16 protein-coding genes are annotated in these 17,370 nt (G+C 54.6%); 12 read left to right on the plus strand and 4 right to left on the minus strand.

Features of this window, described 5'->3' with window-relative positions; all coding sequences use genetic code 11:
• Window positions 1–11: 11 nt before the first annotated feature.
• From BN2684_RS17520 to BN2684_RS17575, 12 genes are all read left to right on the plus strand, one after another.
• Window positions 12–557: an NAD(P)H-dependent oxidoreductase gene (locus BN2684_RS17520; protein WP_058303422.1), complete on the plus strand. Its 546-nt coding sequence runs from the start codon at window positions 12–14 to the stop codon at window positions 555–557.
• The gene (locus tag BN2684_RS17525) at window positions 554–1,594 is read left to right on the plus strand and encodes an epoxyqueuosine reductase (protein WP_058303423.1); all 1,041 of its coding nucleotides are present in this window, start codon (window positions 554–556) and stop codon (window positions 1,592–1,594) included. Before BN2684_RS17520 ends, BN2684_RS17525 begins: the two co-directional genes overlap by 4 nt.
• Window positions 1,595–1,982: 388 nt before the next feature.
• Complete coding sequence (locus tag BN2684_RS17530) at window positions 1,983–2,837, plus strand: MarR family winged helix-turn-helix transcriptional regulator (protein WP_058303424.1); 855 nt, start codon at window positions 1,983–1,985, stop codon at window positions 2,835–2,837.
• A 235-nt stretch (window positions 2,838–3,072) separates the two neighbouring features.
• Window positions 3,073–4,695, plus strand: a complete 1,623-nt coding sequence (locus tag BN2684_RS17535; RefSeq protein ID WP_058303425.1) for an ABC transporter substrate-binding protein — start codon at window positions 3,073–3,075, stop codon at window positions 4,693–4,695.
• Between the two features lie 137 nt (window positions 4,696–4,832).
• Window positions 4,833–5,783, plus strand: coding sequence for an ABC transporter permease (locus tag BN2684_RS17540; protein ID WP_058303426.1), 951 nt, complete (start codon window positions 4,833–4,835; stop codon window positions 5,781–5,783).
• A gap of 5 nt (window positions 5,784–5,788) precedes the next feature.
• Window positions 5,789–6,634, plus strand: coding sequence for an ABC transporter permease (locus tag BN2684_RS17545; protein ID WP_058303427.1), 846 nt, complete (start codon window positions 5,789–5,791; stop codon window positions 6,632–6,634).
• A 13-nt stretch (window positions 6,635–6,647) separates the two neighbouring features.
• The gene (locus BN2684_RS17550; protein ID WP_058303428.1) at window positions 6,648–7,688 is read left to right on the plus strand and encodes an ABC transporter ATP-binding protein; all 1,041 of its coding nucleotides are present in this window, start codon (window positions 6,648–6,650) and stop codon (window positions 7,686–7,688) included.
• Window positions 7,681–8,604 carry an ABC transporter ATP-binding protein gene (locus BN2684_RS17555; RefSeq protein ID WP_058303429.1) on the plus strand — a complete coding sequence of 308 codons (924 nt, stop codon included), beginning with the start codon at window positions 7,681–7,683 and terminating at the stop codon, window positions 8,602–8,604. The genes BN2684_RS17550 and BN2684_RS17555 overlap by 8 nt, the downstream gene beginning before the upstream one ends.
• 15 nt (window positions 8,605–8,619) lie before the next feature.
• Complete coding sequence (locus BN2684_RS17560; protein WP_058303430.1) at window positions 8,620–9,075, plus strand: hypothetical protein; 456 nt, start codon at window positions 8,620–8,622, stop codon at window positions 9,073–9,075.
• A gap of 234 nt (window positions 9,076–9,309) precedes the next feature.
• Window positions 9,310–10,350: a helix-turn-helix domain-containing protein gene (locus BN2684_RS17565; RefSeq protein WP_058303431.1), complete on the plus strand. Its 1,041-nt coding sequence runs from the start codon at window positions 9,310–9,312 to the stop codon at window positions 10,348–10,350.
• A 5-nt stretch (window positions 10,351–10,355) separates the two neighbouring features.
• Complete coding sequence (locus BN2684_RS17570; protein ID WP_058303432.1) at window positions 10,356–11,621, plus strand: FAD-dependent oxidoreductase; 1,266 nt, start codon at window positions 10,356–10,358, stop codon at window positions 11,619–11,621.
• Window positions 11,622–11,881: 260 nt separating this feature from the next.
• On the plus strand, window positions 11,882–12,811 hold the full coding sequence (locus BN2684_RS17575) for a DUF5692 family protein (RefSeq protein ID WP_058303433.1): 930 nt from the start codon (window positions 11,882–11,884) through the stop codon (window positions 12,809–12,811).
• 125 nt (window positions 12,812–12,936) lie between these two features.
• Here the strand turns inward: BN2684_RS17575 and BN2684_RS17580 are convergent, their stop codons facing one another.
• The 4 genes from BN2684_RS17580 to BN2684_RS17595 all read right to left on the minus strand — a co-directional run bounded on the left by BN2684_RS17580 (window position 12,937) and on the right by BN2684_RS17595 (window position 17,328).
• Window positions 12,937–14,133, minus strand: coding sequence for an oxalate decarboxylase family bicupin (locus BN2684_RS17580; protein ID WP_058303434.1), 1,197 nt, complete (start codon window positions 14,131–14,133; stop codon window positions 12,937–12,939).
• 136 nt (window positions 14,134–14,269) lie between these two features.
• Window positions 14,270–15,283, minus strand: a complete 1,014-nt coding sequence (locus BN2684_RS17585; RefSeq protein WP_058303435.1) for a FecCD family ABC transporter permease — start codon at window positions 15,281–15,283, stop codon at window positions 14,270–14,272.
• Complete coding sequence (locus tag BN2684_RS17590) at window positions 15,280–16,287, minus strand: FecCD family ABC transporter permease (RefSeq protein ID WP_058303436.1); 1,008 nt, start codon at window positions 16,285–16,287, stop codon at window positions 15,280–15,282. The genes BN2684_RS17585 and BN2684_RS17590 overlap by 4 nt, the downstream gene beginning before the upstream one ends.
• Before the next feature lie 81 nt (window positions 16,288–16,368).
• A complete protein-coding gene (locus tag BN2684_RS17595; protein ID WP_058303437.1) occupies window positions 16,369–17,328 on the minus strand; it encodes an iron-hydroxamate ABC transporter substrate-binding protein in 960 nt (319 codons plus the stop codon).
• Window positions 17,329–17,370 lie beyond the last annotated feature (42 nt).

Below are 17,370 nucleotides of genomic sequence, written 5' to 3' on the forward strand. Positions count from 1 at the left end.
GAGGATGAAGGATGAAAACCTTGGTCATCGTCGCACATCCCGATTTGTCGGCTTCACGGATTAATCTGGCTTGGGTGAACGGATTGAAGCAGGAGGCTTCCGTCACCGTACACAACCTGTATGAAGCGTATCCGGACCACTGGATCGATGTCGAACGCGAACAGCAGCTGTTGGACGGCCACGACCGAATCGTTTTTCAATATCCGCTATTTTGGTACAGCACACCGCCGCTTCTGAAGCAGTGGTTCGATGATGTGCTGGAGAGGGGCTGGGCGTTTGGTCCAGGTGGAGAGCATTTGAAGAACAAGGAAATCGGCGTCGCCGTATCCACGGCCGGAACAGAGGAGTCTTACCGCCCTGAGGGCTACAACCGATTCCTCATCCGCGATCTCCTAAAGCCTATGGAAGCGCTGGTTGTCCATGTCGACGCGGTATACTTGCCTCCGTTTCTTCTCCACGATTCAAGAAACGTAACCGATGAACAACTGGTCGCAAGCGCTGCAGCTTATCTGCGGTATCTGACAGCTGCCCGGCTTCCTGAAGAGCTGGTTCCATGAGCGCCGTCGCACGCTTGATCCGAGATAAAGCGAATGAGCTGGGGTACGAAAAATGCGGCATCATTCCGGTTGAAGCGTTGGAGGAATATGGCGACAAGTTCGAGGAACGCCTGCAAAGGGTACCGGCATCCGAGCCGTTTTATCGGCAGCAGCGCCGGCTGATCTCTCCTCTCGCGGATTACCCGTGGGCTAAATCCGTCGTTGTGCTGATCTCCCGGTACGGTAAATACAAGGTGCCGGACAACGTGAAGGGGCATATCGGGAAATCGTATCTATACGATATCCGCGTCGATCCTCGCTCGCGAGAATACCAGAACGGCGTAGAACTTGAGCGCTATATGCAAGAAGAACTCGGTCTGAAGACGGCTACCAACCGGAAGTTCGGCATCGTGGGGCTGCGGTGGGCCGCTATGCAGGCGGGGCTTGGGATCATTCGCCGCAACAATTTCTTTTATACCGAGAACGGCTCCTGGGTTCATCTGGAAGCATGGCTGACCGATGAAGAGGTGGAGCTTCGCGATGAGACGCGGCTGGCTCCTTGTCCGAAGGGCTGTTCCCGCTGCACCCAGGCCTGTCCGACCGGTTCGTTATCCGAACCGTACACGATGCAGCCGCTGAGTTGCATCTCCTTCTTGACTACCTTCGGAGGGAGGGATTTGCCGAATGAACCACTCAGTCGAAAATTCGGCGAATGCATCTACGGCTGCGATCTGTGCCAGGATGCTTGTCCGATGAACCGTGGCAAATGGGAGGAGACGAGCGAGTTTCCCGGCTTGTCTGATTTGGCTCCCGAGCTGTCGCCAGAGAACATTCTGTCGATGTCCGAGGAATTCTACCGAGTGAAGGTTCAGCCGAAATTTTTCTATCTGAACGGCGAAGAGCTGTGGAAATGGAAGGTCAACGTTCTCTCTTACATGCGCAACAACGATCCGAAAAGCCATGAAGCACAGATTAGCCATGCTCGTCGAAACGAACACGAAAAAGTCCGAGAGATGGCGGATTCGATTTGGAACGAGTTATTCGCGCATGAACGGTAGAAGGAAATGATCAACGGATGTGCTTATTTATCTCCGAAACCGGATTCCGCCGAGAGGCGGTTTTTCGGTTTTTTTGGCTTGCCGCGATAGCAGGTGTGTAGGGAGAGAGAGGGAATCGAGAGTGTGAGCTTGGCGTGCGATCAGGTGGTTCGATAGAGTGAATGATCGGGCGAATTGACAATTCGAAAGGCTGTTCTTGAAATTAGGCATCTGTGAAAGGGAGATTTTCGTTTGAAGAGCTCAATTTTCATTCAGGAGTGAGGTTGACGGTGACACTCATTTTCTAAATAGTAAGGTACCTAAAAATAATCATTGACTTCAACTTTGCGTTGAAGTATTGTAATTACATAAGGTACCTTAATAAAATTCGATGAGGAGGAAACATGTGATGGAACGCACACTATCCGAAATGCTGTTGCATCAGTTTCACCTTTTTCAAAAATTGATTCACCGGGAACGCGCTCGGCAGCGCCACCACCACCATGACTTTACAATCGCTCGCGGGCAAGGCCATCTGCTCGGTGTGCTACTCGCCCGGGACGGCATGACCCAGAAAGAGCTAAGCAATCTGCTTCAGGTTAGGCCTGCTTCACTCGGAGAGCTCGTGAGCAAGCTGGAGCTTAATGGACTCGTGGAGCGGCGGACCAACGAGGAAGACAAGCGCGTCATCAATGTATTCCTGACGGAAAAGGGGCGCGCAGCGATCAGCGGTGTCGTTGATTCCAGAAGCGCCATGATCGACCCCTTGTTCGCCGCCTTGAACGAGGATGAGAAGCTTCAATTGTCGGGACTGCTCGGCAAGCTGATCGATTCGCTTGAAGCGAGTCAGGCAGAGGACCATGATCCATTCCAGGGTCGACCCGAGGATTTCGGCGAAGCTGGAGCCTGGGGCTTCCGCGGCCCGCGTGGAATGCGTCCGCCTGTGCCACCCACGCCGTTCGATCCCCGCGGCTTTGGCGGTCCGCATGAGGGCGGACATGGACCGAGAAGAGGGCCGTTCGGTCACGGCGGCCGTCATGTCCACGATTTCACTCATGCCGAGCATGACGGTGAACATCGCCATAGAGGGGGATACAGGCACAGAGGGCCGCATGATCCCGACTTCGGACCGGAGAGTGCTTTCGGGCAGCCGTATCCTTACGGAATCAGCGATCGGCCCGACTCTCGAGACGAGTATCAGGGTCCACCGGATACTCCTGAGCCTCCCGAAGCTCCGGAATCGAAGAAGAATGACGGTCAATAAAGGAATCAATATGGGAACGACGAAAGCTCTGGAGAAGACTCCGGGGCTTTTTCAGTTGGGAGAAAACGCAAGATCAGAAGCCGATGGAGACAAGATGCAAAAGCGCGAATGGAGCGGAAATCAGATGGGATACTATGGATAGGAATCAAAAGCTAAACTCGCTTGTAATTCCGAGTATTCCGATATATAATGACAAACATCACAAAGAAACCTAACACTTAGGGGGAGAAACAACATGCGCAAACGGACTTCTGGCTTCATGGCTTTACTCTTGTTAACCTTCCTGGTGAGTGCTTGTTCGGGAGGAAATCATACAGCCTCGCCTTCGCCATCCGCGAGCGGTACGGCAGCTGCAACTCAAGCTCCTGCCGAGGGTGGGACACCAAAAGACGGCGGCAGCTTGATTATCGGCGTAGCTTCCGATCCGGTCATTCTCAATCCGAATTATGCAGGGGACCGCGTCAGCCTGACCATCGACCAGGCCTTGTTCGCTCCTCTGTTCCAGGTCAATAACGGCAAGAAAACCTTTTATCTGGCGGAAAGCTTAACGCCGTCTGCTGATAACCTGACGTATACGCTGAAGCTGAGAGACGGCCTAACCTGGCATGACGGGCAAAAGCTGACGGCGGACGATGTCGTCTTCACCATCAACAGCATCCTCGACGAGAAGCAGAACAGCTTCCTGCGGGAAAACTTCATTGTCGGCGGCAAGCCGATTACGGCGACGAAGGTAGATGACCTTACGGTCGAATTCAAGCTTCCCCAGGTGAGTCCGGCCTTCGAAGCAACCCTGGTTCAAGTTTCTCCGATTCCGAAGCACATCTTCGAGAACGAAGCGAATATTGAGAAGAGTGACAAGAATGCTGCACCCGTTGGCTCAGGCCCGTTCAAATTCAAGGAATACAAAACCGGCGAATATGTGACGCTGGAACGCTTCGACAACTATTTCGGCGGGAAGCCCCATCTGGATTCGGTCACCTATCGGGTCGCGAAGGATACGAACGCCGCAAATCTGGCTCTGCAAAACGGGGAGATCAACGTGAAGTACCTCGACCCGCAGGATGTCTCTACGATTCAGGCTACGAACAACTTTGACATTCTTCCTTACAGCGAAGGCCGCTTGGCTTACCTCATGTTCAATGCGGACAGCGATACCGGTGCACTTGCCAAGAAGGAAGTCCGTCAAGCCTTGTCGCTCGCGCTCAGCCGCGATGAAATCATTCAGACCGCTTATACGTCCAAAGATTACGCCGACCCGGCCAAGTCGTTCTTGACGCCGGATGCCCTGTACTTCACCAATGACGTTACGACCTTCGACAACGATGCGGCCAAAGCCAAAGAAATGCTGCAAGCAGCAGGTGTCAGCAACTTGAAGCTCCGCTTCATCGTACAGAGCGGTAACAAGGTGCAGGAAGCCGTTTCCCTGTATGTTCAGCAAAAGCTGAAAGCCGTTGGCGTCGATGTGGAACTGAAGAGCATGGATTCCAGCGCTTGGGTGCAAAAGTTCATTGACCTGAAGGCAACGGATTTTGAGCTAGCCATGACCGGGTATATCATGGGGTATGACCCGGATGCCTACCGCATCCTGTATACGTCGACCGGCAGCTCCAACTATGCGCATTATAAGAACGCAGAGGTTGACAAGCTGTTGAACGAAGGAGCCGGAGAAGCGGATACGACCAAACGCGGTGATCTCTACAAGAAAGTTCAACAGATCATTGCCGACGATGCACCGATCTATCCGATCGCGTACACCAAGACCATCGTGGCCATATCCAAAACCTACGGAGGGATCGAAGATGCGGTTCTGAAGCCGGTTGTCATCTTTGAGGACCTGTCGAAGATTTATAAGAAATAACGGGTTCAACCAATAAGCCGGTGCTTCCAAGAGAGTGTCATCAAACCTTCGTTGCAGTTCAAAAGGAACAGAGGGTTGAAGACACGTTCTAGCGGGTGATGCCGGCTTATTTTTTTGTATGGGGCGGAGGAGACGAGATGAGACGATTCATCATCCGAAGATTGCTGCAAACCATCCCGATGCTCTTCTTTGTATCGGTGGTTTGTTTTGCTATGATCAAGCTTGCGCCGGGAGATCCGGTGCTGTCTTTTGTAACGCCGAATATGCATGCGGAGGATATCGAGCGAATCCGCCACAACCTGGGACTCGATAAGCCGGCTTACGTCCAATACGGGATCTGGCTGAAGGAAGTGCTTCAGGGGAATTTCGGGTATTCGCTTGTGAATCATCAGCCTGTGCTGCAGCAGATCCTCGACCGGCTGCCGGCAACCGCCGGACTCATGGGGAGTGCCATCGGGCTTGCCGTCCTGCTGGCGATTCCTCTTGGCCTCTGGGCCGGAGCAAACCGCAACCGATGGATCGATAAAACGATCAATTTCTTTTCCTATTTGGGCATATCGGTTCCGGTCTTCTGGCTGGCGATCCTGCTGATCTATCTGTTCGCGATCCATCTGCATTGGCTGCCCAGCATGGGCATGCGCACCATCGGAGTCCAATCGGCAGCCGATGTGATTCGCCACGGAATTCTGCCCTGCATCTCACTCGCTTTCGGCTTTCTCGCTGTATATGTGCGGTACATCCGTTCGAGTACGATCGGGCAGTTGAAGGAGGACTATGTTCAGATTCAATACGCGTTCGGCTCCTCCAAGACGACCGTGCTGTTCCGGCATGTGATGAAGCATGTGCTGCTCCCGGTTATCACGCTGCTCGGCATGTCGATGGGCGATCTGGTCGCGGGCGCGATCGTAACGGAGACCGTATTCTCCTGGCCGGGAATCGGCTCGCTCGGAATGACGGCGGTGCGGGGGATGGACTATCCTCTGATCATGGGTATCACCTTGCTGTCTTCCGTGCTGCTTATTCTCGGGAATTTGGCCGCGGATATCCTCTACGGCATCGTAGACCCGCGCATTAAAGGAGCGAGGTGACGGGGATGAACCGCAGAACATGGAAAAATGTCGGCAGCGAGCTGCTGGATAACCGATGGGGTTTGGCGGCGCTCGTTCTTTTGATTATTCTTATCCTAGGGGCCATATTCGCCTTCCTCTCTCCCCATGACCCCAATGAAATGAACGTGATGGAGCGGCTGAAGGGACCTGGCGCGGGCCATTGGTTCGGAACAGACGAATACGGGCGAGATTATTTGACCCGCGCTTTATATGGCGGACGAATCTCGCTGCTCGTCGGATTTTCGTCGATGCTCGTCGCGACCTTCATTGGGGTAACCGTGGGAGTGGTGAGCGGGTATTATGGCGGTTGGGTGGACAGCCTCTTGATGCGGATGCTCGATATCATCCTGTCGATTCCATCCTTCCTCATTCTGCTTCTGCTCAGTGTGTTCCTGAAGCCGAGTGTTGGCAATATCATTCTCATCATTGCCTTTCTCATGTGGATGAACATTTCCCGCGTGGTCCGAGCGGAAACGATGACCATTAAAGAACGGGAGTTTGTTCTCTATGCCAAGGCATCGGGACAGAGCACGTTCGGCATCATCCAGAAGCATATCCTGCCTGGGCTTGTCCCCGTCATCATCGTGGGGGCTACGAACAGCATCGCGTCGGCGATCATGATGGAGTCCTCGCTGAGCTTTCTAGGCTTTGGGGTGCAGCCGCCGAACGCCACCTGGGGCAGCATGCTGAACAGCGCGCAGGGAGCGATGGCCCAAGCGCCTTATTTGGCGGTCTTTCCCGGCCTTCTCATCCTGCTCACGGTGCTTTCGTTCAATGTGCTAGGCGATATCTTGCGGGTGGGCTTTGAACCGAAGCTGATCAAACGATAGGGGGAGACGAAACATGACTGAACCGTTGTTATCCGTCGAGGATCTGCATGTCTCGTTTCAGACAAGGGACGGAGAGAATCAGGCGGTACGAGGAGTCAGCTTTCATATTGATGCGGGTGAAACCCTCGGAATCGTGGGCGAATCCGGCAGCGGCAAGAGCGTGACGGCAAAAGCGATCATGGCGCTGATCGCGCCGCCCGGGCGAATCAGCTCAGGCCAAATTACGTATCACGGCGCTGATCTTTTGAATTTGTCGGAGAAAGAATGGCGGAAGCTGCGCGGCAACCGGATCTCCATGGTCTTTCAAGACCCGATGACCTCACTCAATCCGGTCAAGCGAATCGGGGATCAGATGACCGAGGTCATCCGCAGGCATCGCGGATTGTCCAAGGGCGAGGCGAATGAAGAAGCGGCCAAGCTGCTCGCGCAGGTCGGCATTCCGAATCCGCGCGAGCGCCTCGCCCAATATCCGCATGAGTTCAGCGGAGGCATGCGGCAGCGGGTGATGATCGCCATGGCGCTGTCCTGCGCACCGGAGCTGCTCATCGCGGACGAGCCGACAACAGCGCTCGATGTGACGATCCAAGCGCAGATTCTTGATCTGTTCAAGCAATTGAAGGCCGATTCGAAGACGGCAGTAGCTCTGATCACGCATGATCTCGGAGTTGTGGCACAGGTGTGCACCCGGGTTATCGTCATGTACGGCGGGCTGATCATGGAGGAAGGCAGCGTGGAGGACATCTTCTACCGACCTCAGCATCCTTATACTCTCGGGCTGCTTCGCTCTCTGCCAAGACGCGGCGAGAAGTCCCGCGAGAGGCTCACACCGATCGAGGGCTCTCCGCCCGATCTGCTGAATCCGCCTAGTGGCTGCCCGTTCCGGGATCGCTGCCCTCACGCCTTTGAGCGATGCACCGAGCGGCCTCCGGCTTTCGATCTTTCTCCCGGGCATCATTCGATGTGCTGGCTGGCGGAATCGGAGTCGCTTCTCGGCAAGGAGCGCGAGGAATCCGTATCCAGTTCCGGTGCTGAGGGAGGTGTGACGCATGGCTGATTCGCAGGTTCTGGTGGATGTCCGCGGACTCAAGAAGCATTTTACCAAAGAAAAAACGATCTTCGGTAGGGACTCGGACGTGCTGAAGGCGGTAGACGGCGTCAGCTTCCAGATTCGCAAGGGAGAAACCTTTGGCCTGGTCGGAGAATCCGGAAGCGGCAAATCGACGGTCGGGCGCTGTCTTCTCCGGCTGTACGATTATACCGAGGGAGAAGTTCGGTTTGACGGACAGCCGATCAGCAAGCTGAAGGAGAAGCGGTTGAAGCCGTTCCGCAGACGCATTCAATCGATTTTTCAGGATCCCTATTCGTCGCTCAATCCAAGCTTGAACGTGCTTGAGCTAATCAGTGAGCCGATGAAAATTCACGGAATTTACAAGGGAGCTGCCAGCAAGGAGGAAATCGCCTCCCTTTTGGAGAAGGTTGGATTGAAGCGGGAGCAGCTTTACCGGTATCCGCATGAATTCAGCGGCGGGCAGCGCCAGCGGATCTCCATCGCGCGAGCCTTGTCGGTACGGCCCGAATTCGTCGTCTGTGACGAGCCGGTCTCGGCACTCGATGTCTCGGTGCAGGCGCAGGTCGTCAATATGCTGGAAGATCTGCAAGCGGAATTCGGACTCACCTACCTGTTCATCGCCCATGACCTGTCGATGGTCCGCCATATCTCCGACCGCATCGGCGTCATGTACGGAGGCCGTCTCGTCGAGGTGGCCGACAGCGATGAGCTGTATGAGAATCCGCTGCATCCGTATACGCAGGCGCTTCTGTCTTCGATCCTGGAGCCCGATCCGCGGGGCAGCCGGGAGCGAATCCTGTTCGACCGCAATGCCGGGCGCTTCTCCAGCTTGGAGACGAGCGAGCTGAGGGAAGTAAGCCATGGGCATTTCGTTGCCGATTATCAATGGATATCAAACTGAGAGGGGAATGGAACCATGTCTGAGAAATCGAATGAAACCGTCAAGCTGTCCCAATGGGACGCGCTGCTGGTCGAATCGCTGCGCGGGAAGGGCTTGTCGGATGACGAGCTCCTGGACCGGGTGAAGACCGGAGCTTTGCCGAAGGATGAGAGCAGATTCGAATTTGACTATCACCGGCTGACCGAGCTTCAGGCGGAGAATCCGGATGTCTTCGAGCAAGCCGTGAAGAAGGGTTATCAGATCAAGTTTAATACAATCGGCGGAATTCGGAGCTGGATTGAAGTGGCCTTGGACAAAGAGGCTCTGCTGGAGCTGGGTAAGGGCAAGGAAGCGGTTGAAGTCCGTTTGACTGCTGGGGAGAGAGCCTTGTTGGAGTCGGTTCTGTCCTACGGCTGGCAGATCGCCGAAGCAACCCCCGAAGAGAATGGCGAAGAATGGTATGTAAAGGTTAAACCGATCCAGCATTCCTGATTGATGCTTTCTTGAGAGAAGCTTCTTTAACGGAAATCGTTGTGTGCACAGCAGAGCTATCCAATATTGCTAGCAGCCCCCCGTTTTTTCTGCGCGGGGGTTTTTCTATTTTAGAACGATAGATGCATGGAATGCGATATTTCGGTATCCATTCAGATAGATACTGGTCAAGAGGAAGAAAATACAGCAAAATAGAGGAAAAGAAGCCTGTCATACGGGAGGTTCCCTTCAAGCATGAATGAGAAAATCAAATACCAGATCATCATGCAAGGGATCACGGGCAAGAATGTGTCCAAGATCTGCAGGGAATACGGAATATCCCGAACCTTGTACTATCGTTGGAACAAGGCGTACCGGGAGCAGGGCATGAAGGGGCTTGCCGCGAAGGAGCGCAAGCCGAAGATGCCGAATCAAACGGACAAACGAACGGAAAAGCGGATCTTACAGCATGCCGTTAAGTATCCCGAGGACGGACCGAAACGGATCTCTTATGAGCTGCAGGATGAAGGGGTTCGCTTGGGTGAATCAGGCATCTACAACGTGCTGAAGCGGAACGGGCTGAGCACGAGAAAGCAGCGCGAAGCCTATGCGCGGCAGGTGAAAGAGAAGCACCGGACCCAAGAATCCGGTGGAGTGACCGCACGATCGGGATCCGGCAAGATCCAGCGGCTTGACCTGACCATGAAGAACCCGCAGAACGCGAGGCCTGGCTACCTCTGCCTGCAAAGCATTCAGAACATGGGACGCTTCCCGAAGATCGGCGTCGTCTATCTCTACACGATCTATGATGCCTATTCCCGCCTTGCGCTCGTCAAGCTCTACAACCGCAAGGATTCCATTCAGATCATCGAATTCATGGAGACGAAGATCATGCCGCTCCTCAAAACCTTCCGGTTCCGGATCGAGCATTTGGTCACGAACAAGAGCCGGGATTTCACCACCCATTGGGAGCGCGGATCGCACTCTTACTCCGACTATCTGCTTGGTCAAGGGATTCAGCAGGTCAGCGTTTCTGCCGGCAAGGAAGACATCTTCCGGCCGATCCATTCCTTCGTCTCGCGGGTATCCAAAGAGTTTTTTCAGCAGGCGTGGGCAGATGAGACGATCGACAGCTTCGACAAATTGGATGTGGGGCTGAAAGCATTTTTGGTGGAGTACAATTTCACTCGGGCGATCATGGACGGGCCTCATCAAGGTCGGACTCCCGCGGATGTCGTCCTGGATTACTTGGGTCATCAGGAACCATTGCCCTTATGGGTATTTACGAGGAGATAGTCGGCATGCATAAGCTGGACCGCCACATGAGAATCGGAATTATCGGAGCCGGAATGTCCGGAGCCTCGGCCGCTCACTATTTGAAACAAAAGGGCTACACAAGGATCACGCTCCTAGAAAAGGACGACAGCGCCGGCGGGAAATGCCATTCGATTCACTACCGGGGAAGAACCTATGAGATGGGAGCGCTGATCGGGCTTCCCACGTCCCGCCATACCATCGAACTGATGAAGGAATACGGACTGGAAGAGAAGGGCCCGCTGCTTGAACGCGGATTTTTTGACAACGAGGGCCGTAAAATCTCACAGATTCCGGTAGGATTGGTGCAGGAGTTCGCCAAAGAATTCAAAAGACTGCCGCAGCTGCTTGGCCGCTATCAAAAGCTGCAGGAGCCAGGCTTTCTGGGGCTGCCCCCCGAGCTGTGCCGGCCATTTGCTGAATGGTGCGATGAAAACGGACTCCCGGTCACGATGGAGGTGTTCCGGCACTACTTCAGCACCTTCGGGTTCGGCAGCGTGGAGAACACCCCTGCCGCTTATGTATTGAAATTTCTCAGTTATGAGAACCTGCTGTCCTTCATCGAGATCACGCATATGATCACTTGGCCGTCTGGAGTGCGCGAATTGATTCGGCGGATGGCGGATCGCATCGAGGACCTCCGGCTCACTTGTGAAGTTCGAAGAATGGAACCGCAGAGCAGCGGTGAAATCCGAGTCGAGACGGATCATGAAGCCTTCACCTTCGACAAAGTCATTTATACGGGACCGATGCATCAGCTTGGCCGCCTGCTCGACCTTCCGCCAGAGGACGTAGAGCTTTTGTCCTTGATTCGGCACGAGCGGTTTCGCGTCTATGCGTACAGTGTTCGTGATCTGCCGCCTCATTCCGGCTATTTGCCGGAAAACCTTCAACCCGGCCGGAATGGCGATATGATGGCCTGGTATTATCGCTGGAAGAGTCGGGAGGCAAATGATCTCGTCACCATCTACGTGATGGAGAACGAGAAGTTGAGCGATGCCGAGATTCGGGAGAACATCGAAGCCACGCTGAAGCGGCTCGGCGGAACAAGCATTCGTCTGTTTATGATGAAGTCCTGGCTGCATTTTCCTCATGTGGGAGCTGAAGCTCTTCGCTCCGGTTTTTATGAGCGCTTGGATCGACTTCAGGGCCAAAGGGGGATCTATTACGCGGGTGAGCTGTTCAATTTTCCTACTCTGGAACGTTGTGCGGCCTATTCAAAGCATCTGGTGGAACGCTTCTTTTCTGAATAATTTTACTTTGGAGTTGAGTTTGCATACCCGTTGAAGAATGCGCTTACAAACAGGGCAATCAGGAGGTTTCTGTACACAGGCAAAAAGTTATCATGTGATCGATGGCGATAGCTTTTTGCAAAATCCAAACTGTAAACCGAACTTCAAAGTGATCTTGAAAACCCGCGTCCTATCAAGATTTTCTCGGATTTGCTGAGTCTTTCGACCTTGCGATATAGTCGAAGAGAAGGATTGACTACACAAGGTTAGGGGAGTTGGCGATGTTTCTATTCGAAGCGATGCCGTGGTATTCGGTGCTCATGTGGTTCCTTGTTCTTGCTGGACTTATGTTTGTCAATGAATTGGCGCGGCTTAGCAAATGGGTTTCCCTCGTGCTGTTCCTGGTCGTGCCGGTGGTTCTGACGGTGACGGTTTGGCCGAATACGGCCGGAGAAGGCTCCAGCGTAGGGACCTGGTTCCACTGGGTTAAGGTGTATTCTGCTCTCGCGGGCTGTTTGGGCTTTTTGGCTATCCGCTTCGTCAAAGGCTGGAGTACGAACAAATATGCTCTGATGTTCCCGCCCGCTATTCTGGCGCTTAACATTCTGGAGGCAGTCATCCGCGATTTCCAAGTCTACGGTCTGGACGGAATCGTTGACGGTGTCACGATGAACGGCGGTCCTTGGAACATTATGAACGGCATCGCCGGGATTCTGAATATCATCACGATCTCGGGCTGGATGGGCATCTACATCAGCAAGGACCGTTCGCAGGATATGATCTGGCCGGATCAGCTCTGGTTCTGGATCATCGCCTATGATATCTGGAACTTCGCCTATGTTTACAATTGCGTATCGGACCACTCCTTCTATGCGGGCGCCGCACTCTTGATCTCCTGCACCATTCCGGCGTTTTTCTTCAAGAAAGGGGCTTGGTTGCAACACCGAGCGCAGACGCTTGCCATTTGGATGATGTTTACGATGTCGTTTCCGGCGTTCGTCAGCACCTCTAAGTTCGCTGTCGAGTCCTCTCACAGCGAGGCCGCCCTTTGGACGGTGAGCGGCTTGTCTCTTGCCGCGAACGTAGCTGTACTTATCTACCACATCTACAAAATCGCTAAGCACAAGCGCAATCCGCTGAAGGAAGAAATCTATACCGATTTGGCCGTCTATCGGAAGGTAGCGGACGCAAGCCGCACGATTGCCGGATAAAAGCTTGGCATGCCATGCGAGCATAGACAGTACTGCTGCTGTGAGAAGATGATTTCGGTCGTGCAAAAGGAAGCCTCCACTCCCGCCAGTCGACGGGATGGAGGCTTTTGCGGTTATGAAGAATTTCATTTCTTCGGATAATAAGAGAAACCGGGGTACTTGACGACGGGCCACTTTTCTTTGCGCAGAGCGGAGAGCAGATCGGGACCCACCTGGAGGTTGCTGCTGACGAGCGCGGGCGGGGTGAGTGCCATCCATTGGTTAAGCGAGAGATCGGCGAACCGGTCGCTCTTGAACATTTCCAGAAACCACAAGATTTCGCTGCCGGTGTTCTGAATGTAATGCCCGAAGGCGAAGGGCACGTATCCGACGTCGCCCGCACGGTAATCAAAGGTTCTTGCCACTCCGTTCCCGCCAAAAACCGTCATGCGCCCTTGACCGGTCAGGTAGTACTGCCACTCATCATTATTCGGATGCCAATGAAGCTCACGCATCGCTCCCGGCTCGATCTCAACCAGTGCGGCGGCGATCGTCTTCGCAATCGGAAAGTTGGAGGAATCCACAATCCGCACGCTGCCGCCGGGAGTCTTGAGGGGAGGTTGGGCAAGCAGCCGATGCTTGAAGCTGAGCGGAACCGTCCCATAAGGGGAAGAGACGGCTTGGCTTTCCAACGAGCCAGGTACTTCACCTTGATAGATGTAGACCTGATCGTCCGGAATGCGCGCGAACGCCTGAGTCGGGACTCCAAAGTTGACAGATAGCACATCCTTTGGGGTATGAGCGAACCAATCGGAGATCGACAGCGTGTTCAAGTCGGAAAAATGCCCGTCATCGAAAACGAGCAGAAATTCGCAGCCGTCGGCGAGTCCCTGAATGGAATGCGGCAGACCTGCTGGAAAATACCAAAGATCCCCCGGTCCGATGTCCGCTAGAAAATTGCGCCCGTTCGAATCGATCGCGGTTACCCGCGCGGTTCCCCAGATCATGTACGCCCATTCGGCCTGCTGATGCCAGTGAAGCTCGCGGACTCCTCCTGGGGTGAGGTACATGTTCACACCCGCAAGTGTTGTCGCGATCGGAAGATCACGGACCGTGATCTCCCGCGACCAGCCTCCCTGGTTCAGCTGCATATGGGCGTCCGAGAAGGAAAACTTCAGATTCGGCAATAAGCCCGAATCGGTGACAGGGGGGACCAGCATATCGGGATTTTCGAAGTCCCGAAGAATGTCCCGTGGTCCGTAATCCGGGCCTCCGGCTCCATCCGCTCGAATCGGCTGCGGGATCGGACTTGGGGCCGAGCCCGCTTCGTGAGGCTTATTCATGTCTAAATTCCCTCCATAGAACGATAGAGATGAGATTTCTATCATTATATGGGCCTTATGCAATCCTATTCGATCGAGATGCTTTCAGGGCGGCGAATCTTCGATTATACGGATATAGGGATATACGACAAACTGATTACGCCTTTTGTCTGATCAGGAGATACAGGAAATAGGGCGCACCGATGAAGGCGGCGACGATACCGGCGGGAATCCCGTTCGGATCGGCCAGATTGCGGCCGATGGTGTCCGCGACGAGAAGCAGCCAGCCGCCGGTCAGCAGAGCGACCGGCAGAGACAGCTGGTTGCGCGGCCCCACAAGCGCCCGCGCGATATGCGGAGCCATCAGCCCGATGAAGCTGATGCCGCCGGTAACGGAGACGGAGGACGCTGCCAAGGCGACGGCGGCAAGGAGGAGCAGCATCCGTTCCCGGTGAATCGGCAGGCCGACGCCGATGCTGACCGTATCGCTGAGCTCCAGCAGATTCAAGGAATTCGCCTTCAATAGAGTGAAGGGAACTAGAAGGAGCAGCCAAGGCAAGAGCGCCCAGATGAAGACGGAATCGGTCCCCCAGATGCTGCCCGCGAGCCATTTGGCGATGAAATCGACTTTTTGCCGCTCGGAGGACGAGATCAGTACGATCATGACGCCGGACAGAGCGAGAGAAAAGCCGATGCCCACGAGTACGAGCCGGATGGGCTGCATGCCTTCTCCCTTGCGGTAGGAGAAGGCATAGAGCAGGACTGCCGTAAGGAAGGCACCGGCAAATGCAGCGAAAGGCAGCGCGTAGACGAAAGACCCCGGATCGATCGGCATATACAGGAAGAAGATTGCGACGCCAAGGCCGGCGCCGGAGTTGATGCCGATGATGCCGGGATCGGCGAGGTCGTTCTTCGTCAGCCGCTGCAGGATTGCGCCGGACAAAGCCAACCCCATCCCGGCAAGTAGGGTGATGAAGATGCGGGGGAGCCGAATGGAGAAGAGGACAAATTCCTCCTTCTTGGTCCCATACCCGAATAAAACGGGCAGCAGCCGATTATAGGACAGCGAAGAATATCCCCATCCGGCGGCGATCCACAGCGTAACAAGGATGAGCGCAAGTAGTGCGAGCAGGATGAGTCTTTGCCTGCGGATGAGATGAGGTTGAATCACGATGCGCCGCCTCCTTTCTTGTTGACGATCCATAGGAAGAAGGGAAGTCCCAGCATAGCGACGATGGCCGTAACGGAGGTTTCATAAGGAGCGTTAATCGTTCGTCCGACTGTATCCGCCAGCAGCATGAAGACGGCCCCGGTGAGCGCGGAGATGGGAACCACCTTGCGGTAATCCGGTCCCGTGACGGCGCGAACCATATGCGGCACCATCAGTCCGATGAAGGCGAGATTGCCGACAAGGGCGACGGATGCTCCGGCGAGAATGATGATGACGACGAAGAGGATGATTTTGATACGGGCGGTGTTCTGTCCGAGTCCGGAAGCGACCTCCTCGCTAAGGCTGAGGACGGTGAGCTGCCGAGACAGCAAAAGGGCAACGAGAATCCCGACGGCGATGAACGGGGTGATGACAGCCAACTGCTTCCAAGTGGTCCCGATCACCCCGCCAGCGTTCCAGAGGGAGATTTCCTGCGAGATCTTGAAGGTGATGCCGATCGCTTCGGATATGGCTGTCAACAATGCCGAGACCGCCGCTCCGGCGAGAACGATTCGTAGAGGGGAGAAGCCTCCCTTGTTCATGGCGCTGATTCCGAAGACAAGCAGCGTGCCGATGCCGGCGCCCAAGAAGCAGGCCAGCATGATCCCGAGCGTCCCGGCACCCGGATAGAAGGCGAGAACGACGGCCAGCATGGCGTTTGCTCCCGCAGTCAAGCCGAGCAGCCCGGGATCGGCGAGGGGGTTGCGAGTCATCCCCTGCATGATCGCTCCCGAAACCGCCAAAGCCGATCCGACGGCTAAAGCGGCGAGCTCCCGAGGCAGGCGGAATTCCCGGATGAGCAGGCTGGTCTTTTCCGTGGGCTTTGTTGTAAGCGCCAGCCATACATCTCGGAAGGTGCTGTCAGCCGCGCCGTACAGCAGCGAGAGGGCAAACATCCCGATCAAAGCAAGAAAACCGATTGTGAGCAGATAACCAAAAGGGAGCCTTCGTTTTTCCGCATGCATGGGTCATCAACCTCCTTTTTCTAGCTTCTTACGAAAAGAAGAACCCTTCCCGGGAGGGAAGGGTTCTCTCCGCAGCCTTTGTCAATTGCCCAGGAAATGCTGTTTGAAGAATTCGAGCTGGAAGTCCAGCGTGATCGGATCGTTGAAGTAGAATTCCTTCGCGTTGGCTTCAAAGACATGGTTGTTCTTGACAGCGGGGATATTCTTATAGGTTTCGGTGTCCTGATAGGAGTTATCGGTGTCCGGGTTCTTGCTGACGATCAGGTAATCTCCCGCATATTCGGGCAGAACTTCGATGGACAGCGCGTAATAGCCATCCTTCGTCGTCGTTTCCTTTACCTTCTCCGGCATGCCGAGCTTCATTTCCTGATAGAGAATTTCCGTGCCGCGGCCCCAGTGGTCGCCGAAGACGTAGATCTGTTTGTCGAAATTCTCAATGACGGAGACCGTAGCGTCTTGACCGATTTTGGCGCGAATTTCGTCTCCGGCCGCTTGTGCGCGCTTCTTGAAATCGTCCACCCATGCGCTTGCTTCCTTTTCCTTATTAAGAAGCTTGCCGATCTCTAGATGTTGAGTCAGATAATCGACTTTCCCGTACGTATACGTAACGGTCGGAGCGATTTCCTTGAGCTTGTCGATGTTCTTGATGGTGGATAGCCCGATGATGAGATCAGGGTTCAGCTCGAGGATCTTCTCCAGATTCTCGTCCGAGACCTCGGCTACATCCTTCAGCTTGTCCTGATAGCGGGGATTCATCTTCGACCAGCTGTCCACCCCGACCAGGTTAACGTCAAGCGCCATCACATTTCCGGCAAAAGAAGAGAGCACGACAACCCGCTGCGGATGAGCCGGCACTTCAACGGGACCATTCTCCGACTGATAAGTGATCGTGCCGGATTCGGGCTGAGCGGCGGCACTGGCGGTTGGAGCGGTGCTGGAGCTGGGACTTGCGCTCGTTTCCGAACCGGATGATTTGGAGCTTCCACATGCTGAAAGCACGAGCAGGAAGATGAGAGTCAAGGGGAGGACAAGCTTTTTCATGGATAGAGGTCTCCTTTGGTAATTGATAATGATTATCAATTT

This window comes from Gorillibacterium timonense (genome assembly GCF_001457415.1).
GTDB classification, from domain to species: domain Bacteria; phylum Bacillota; class Bacilli; order Paenibacillales; family NBRC-103111; genus Gorillibacterium; species Gorillibacterium timonense.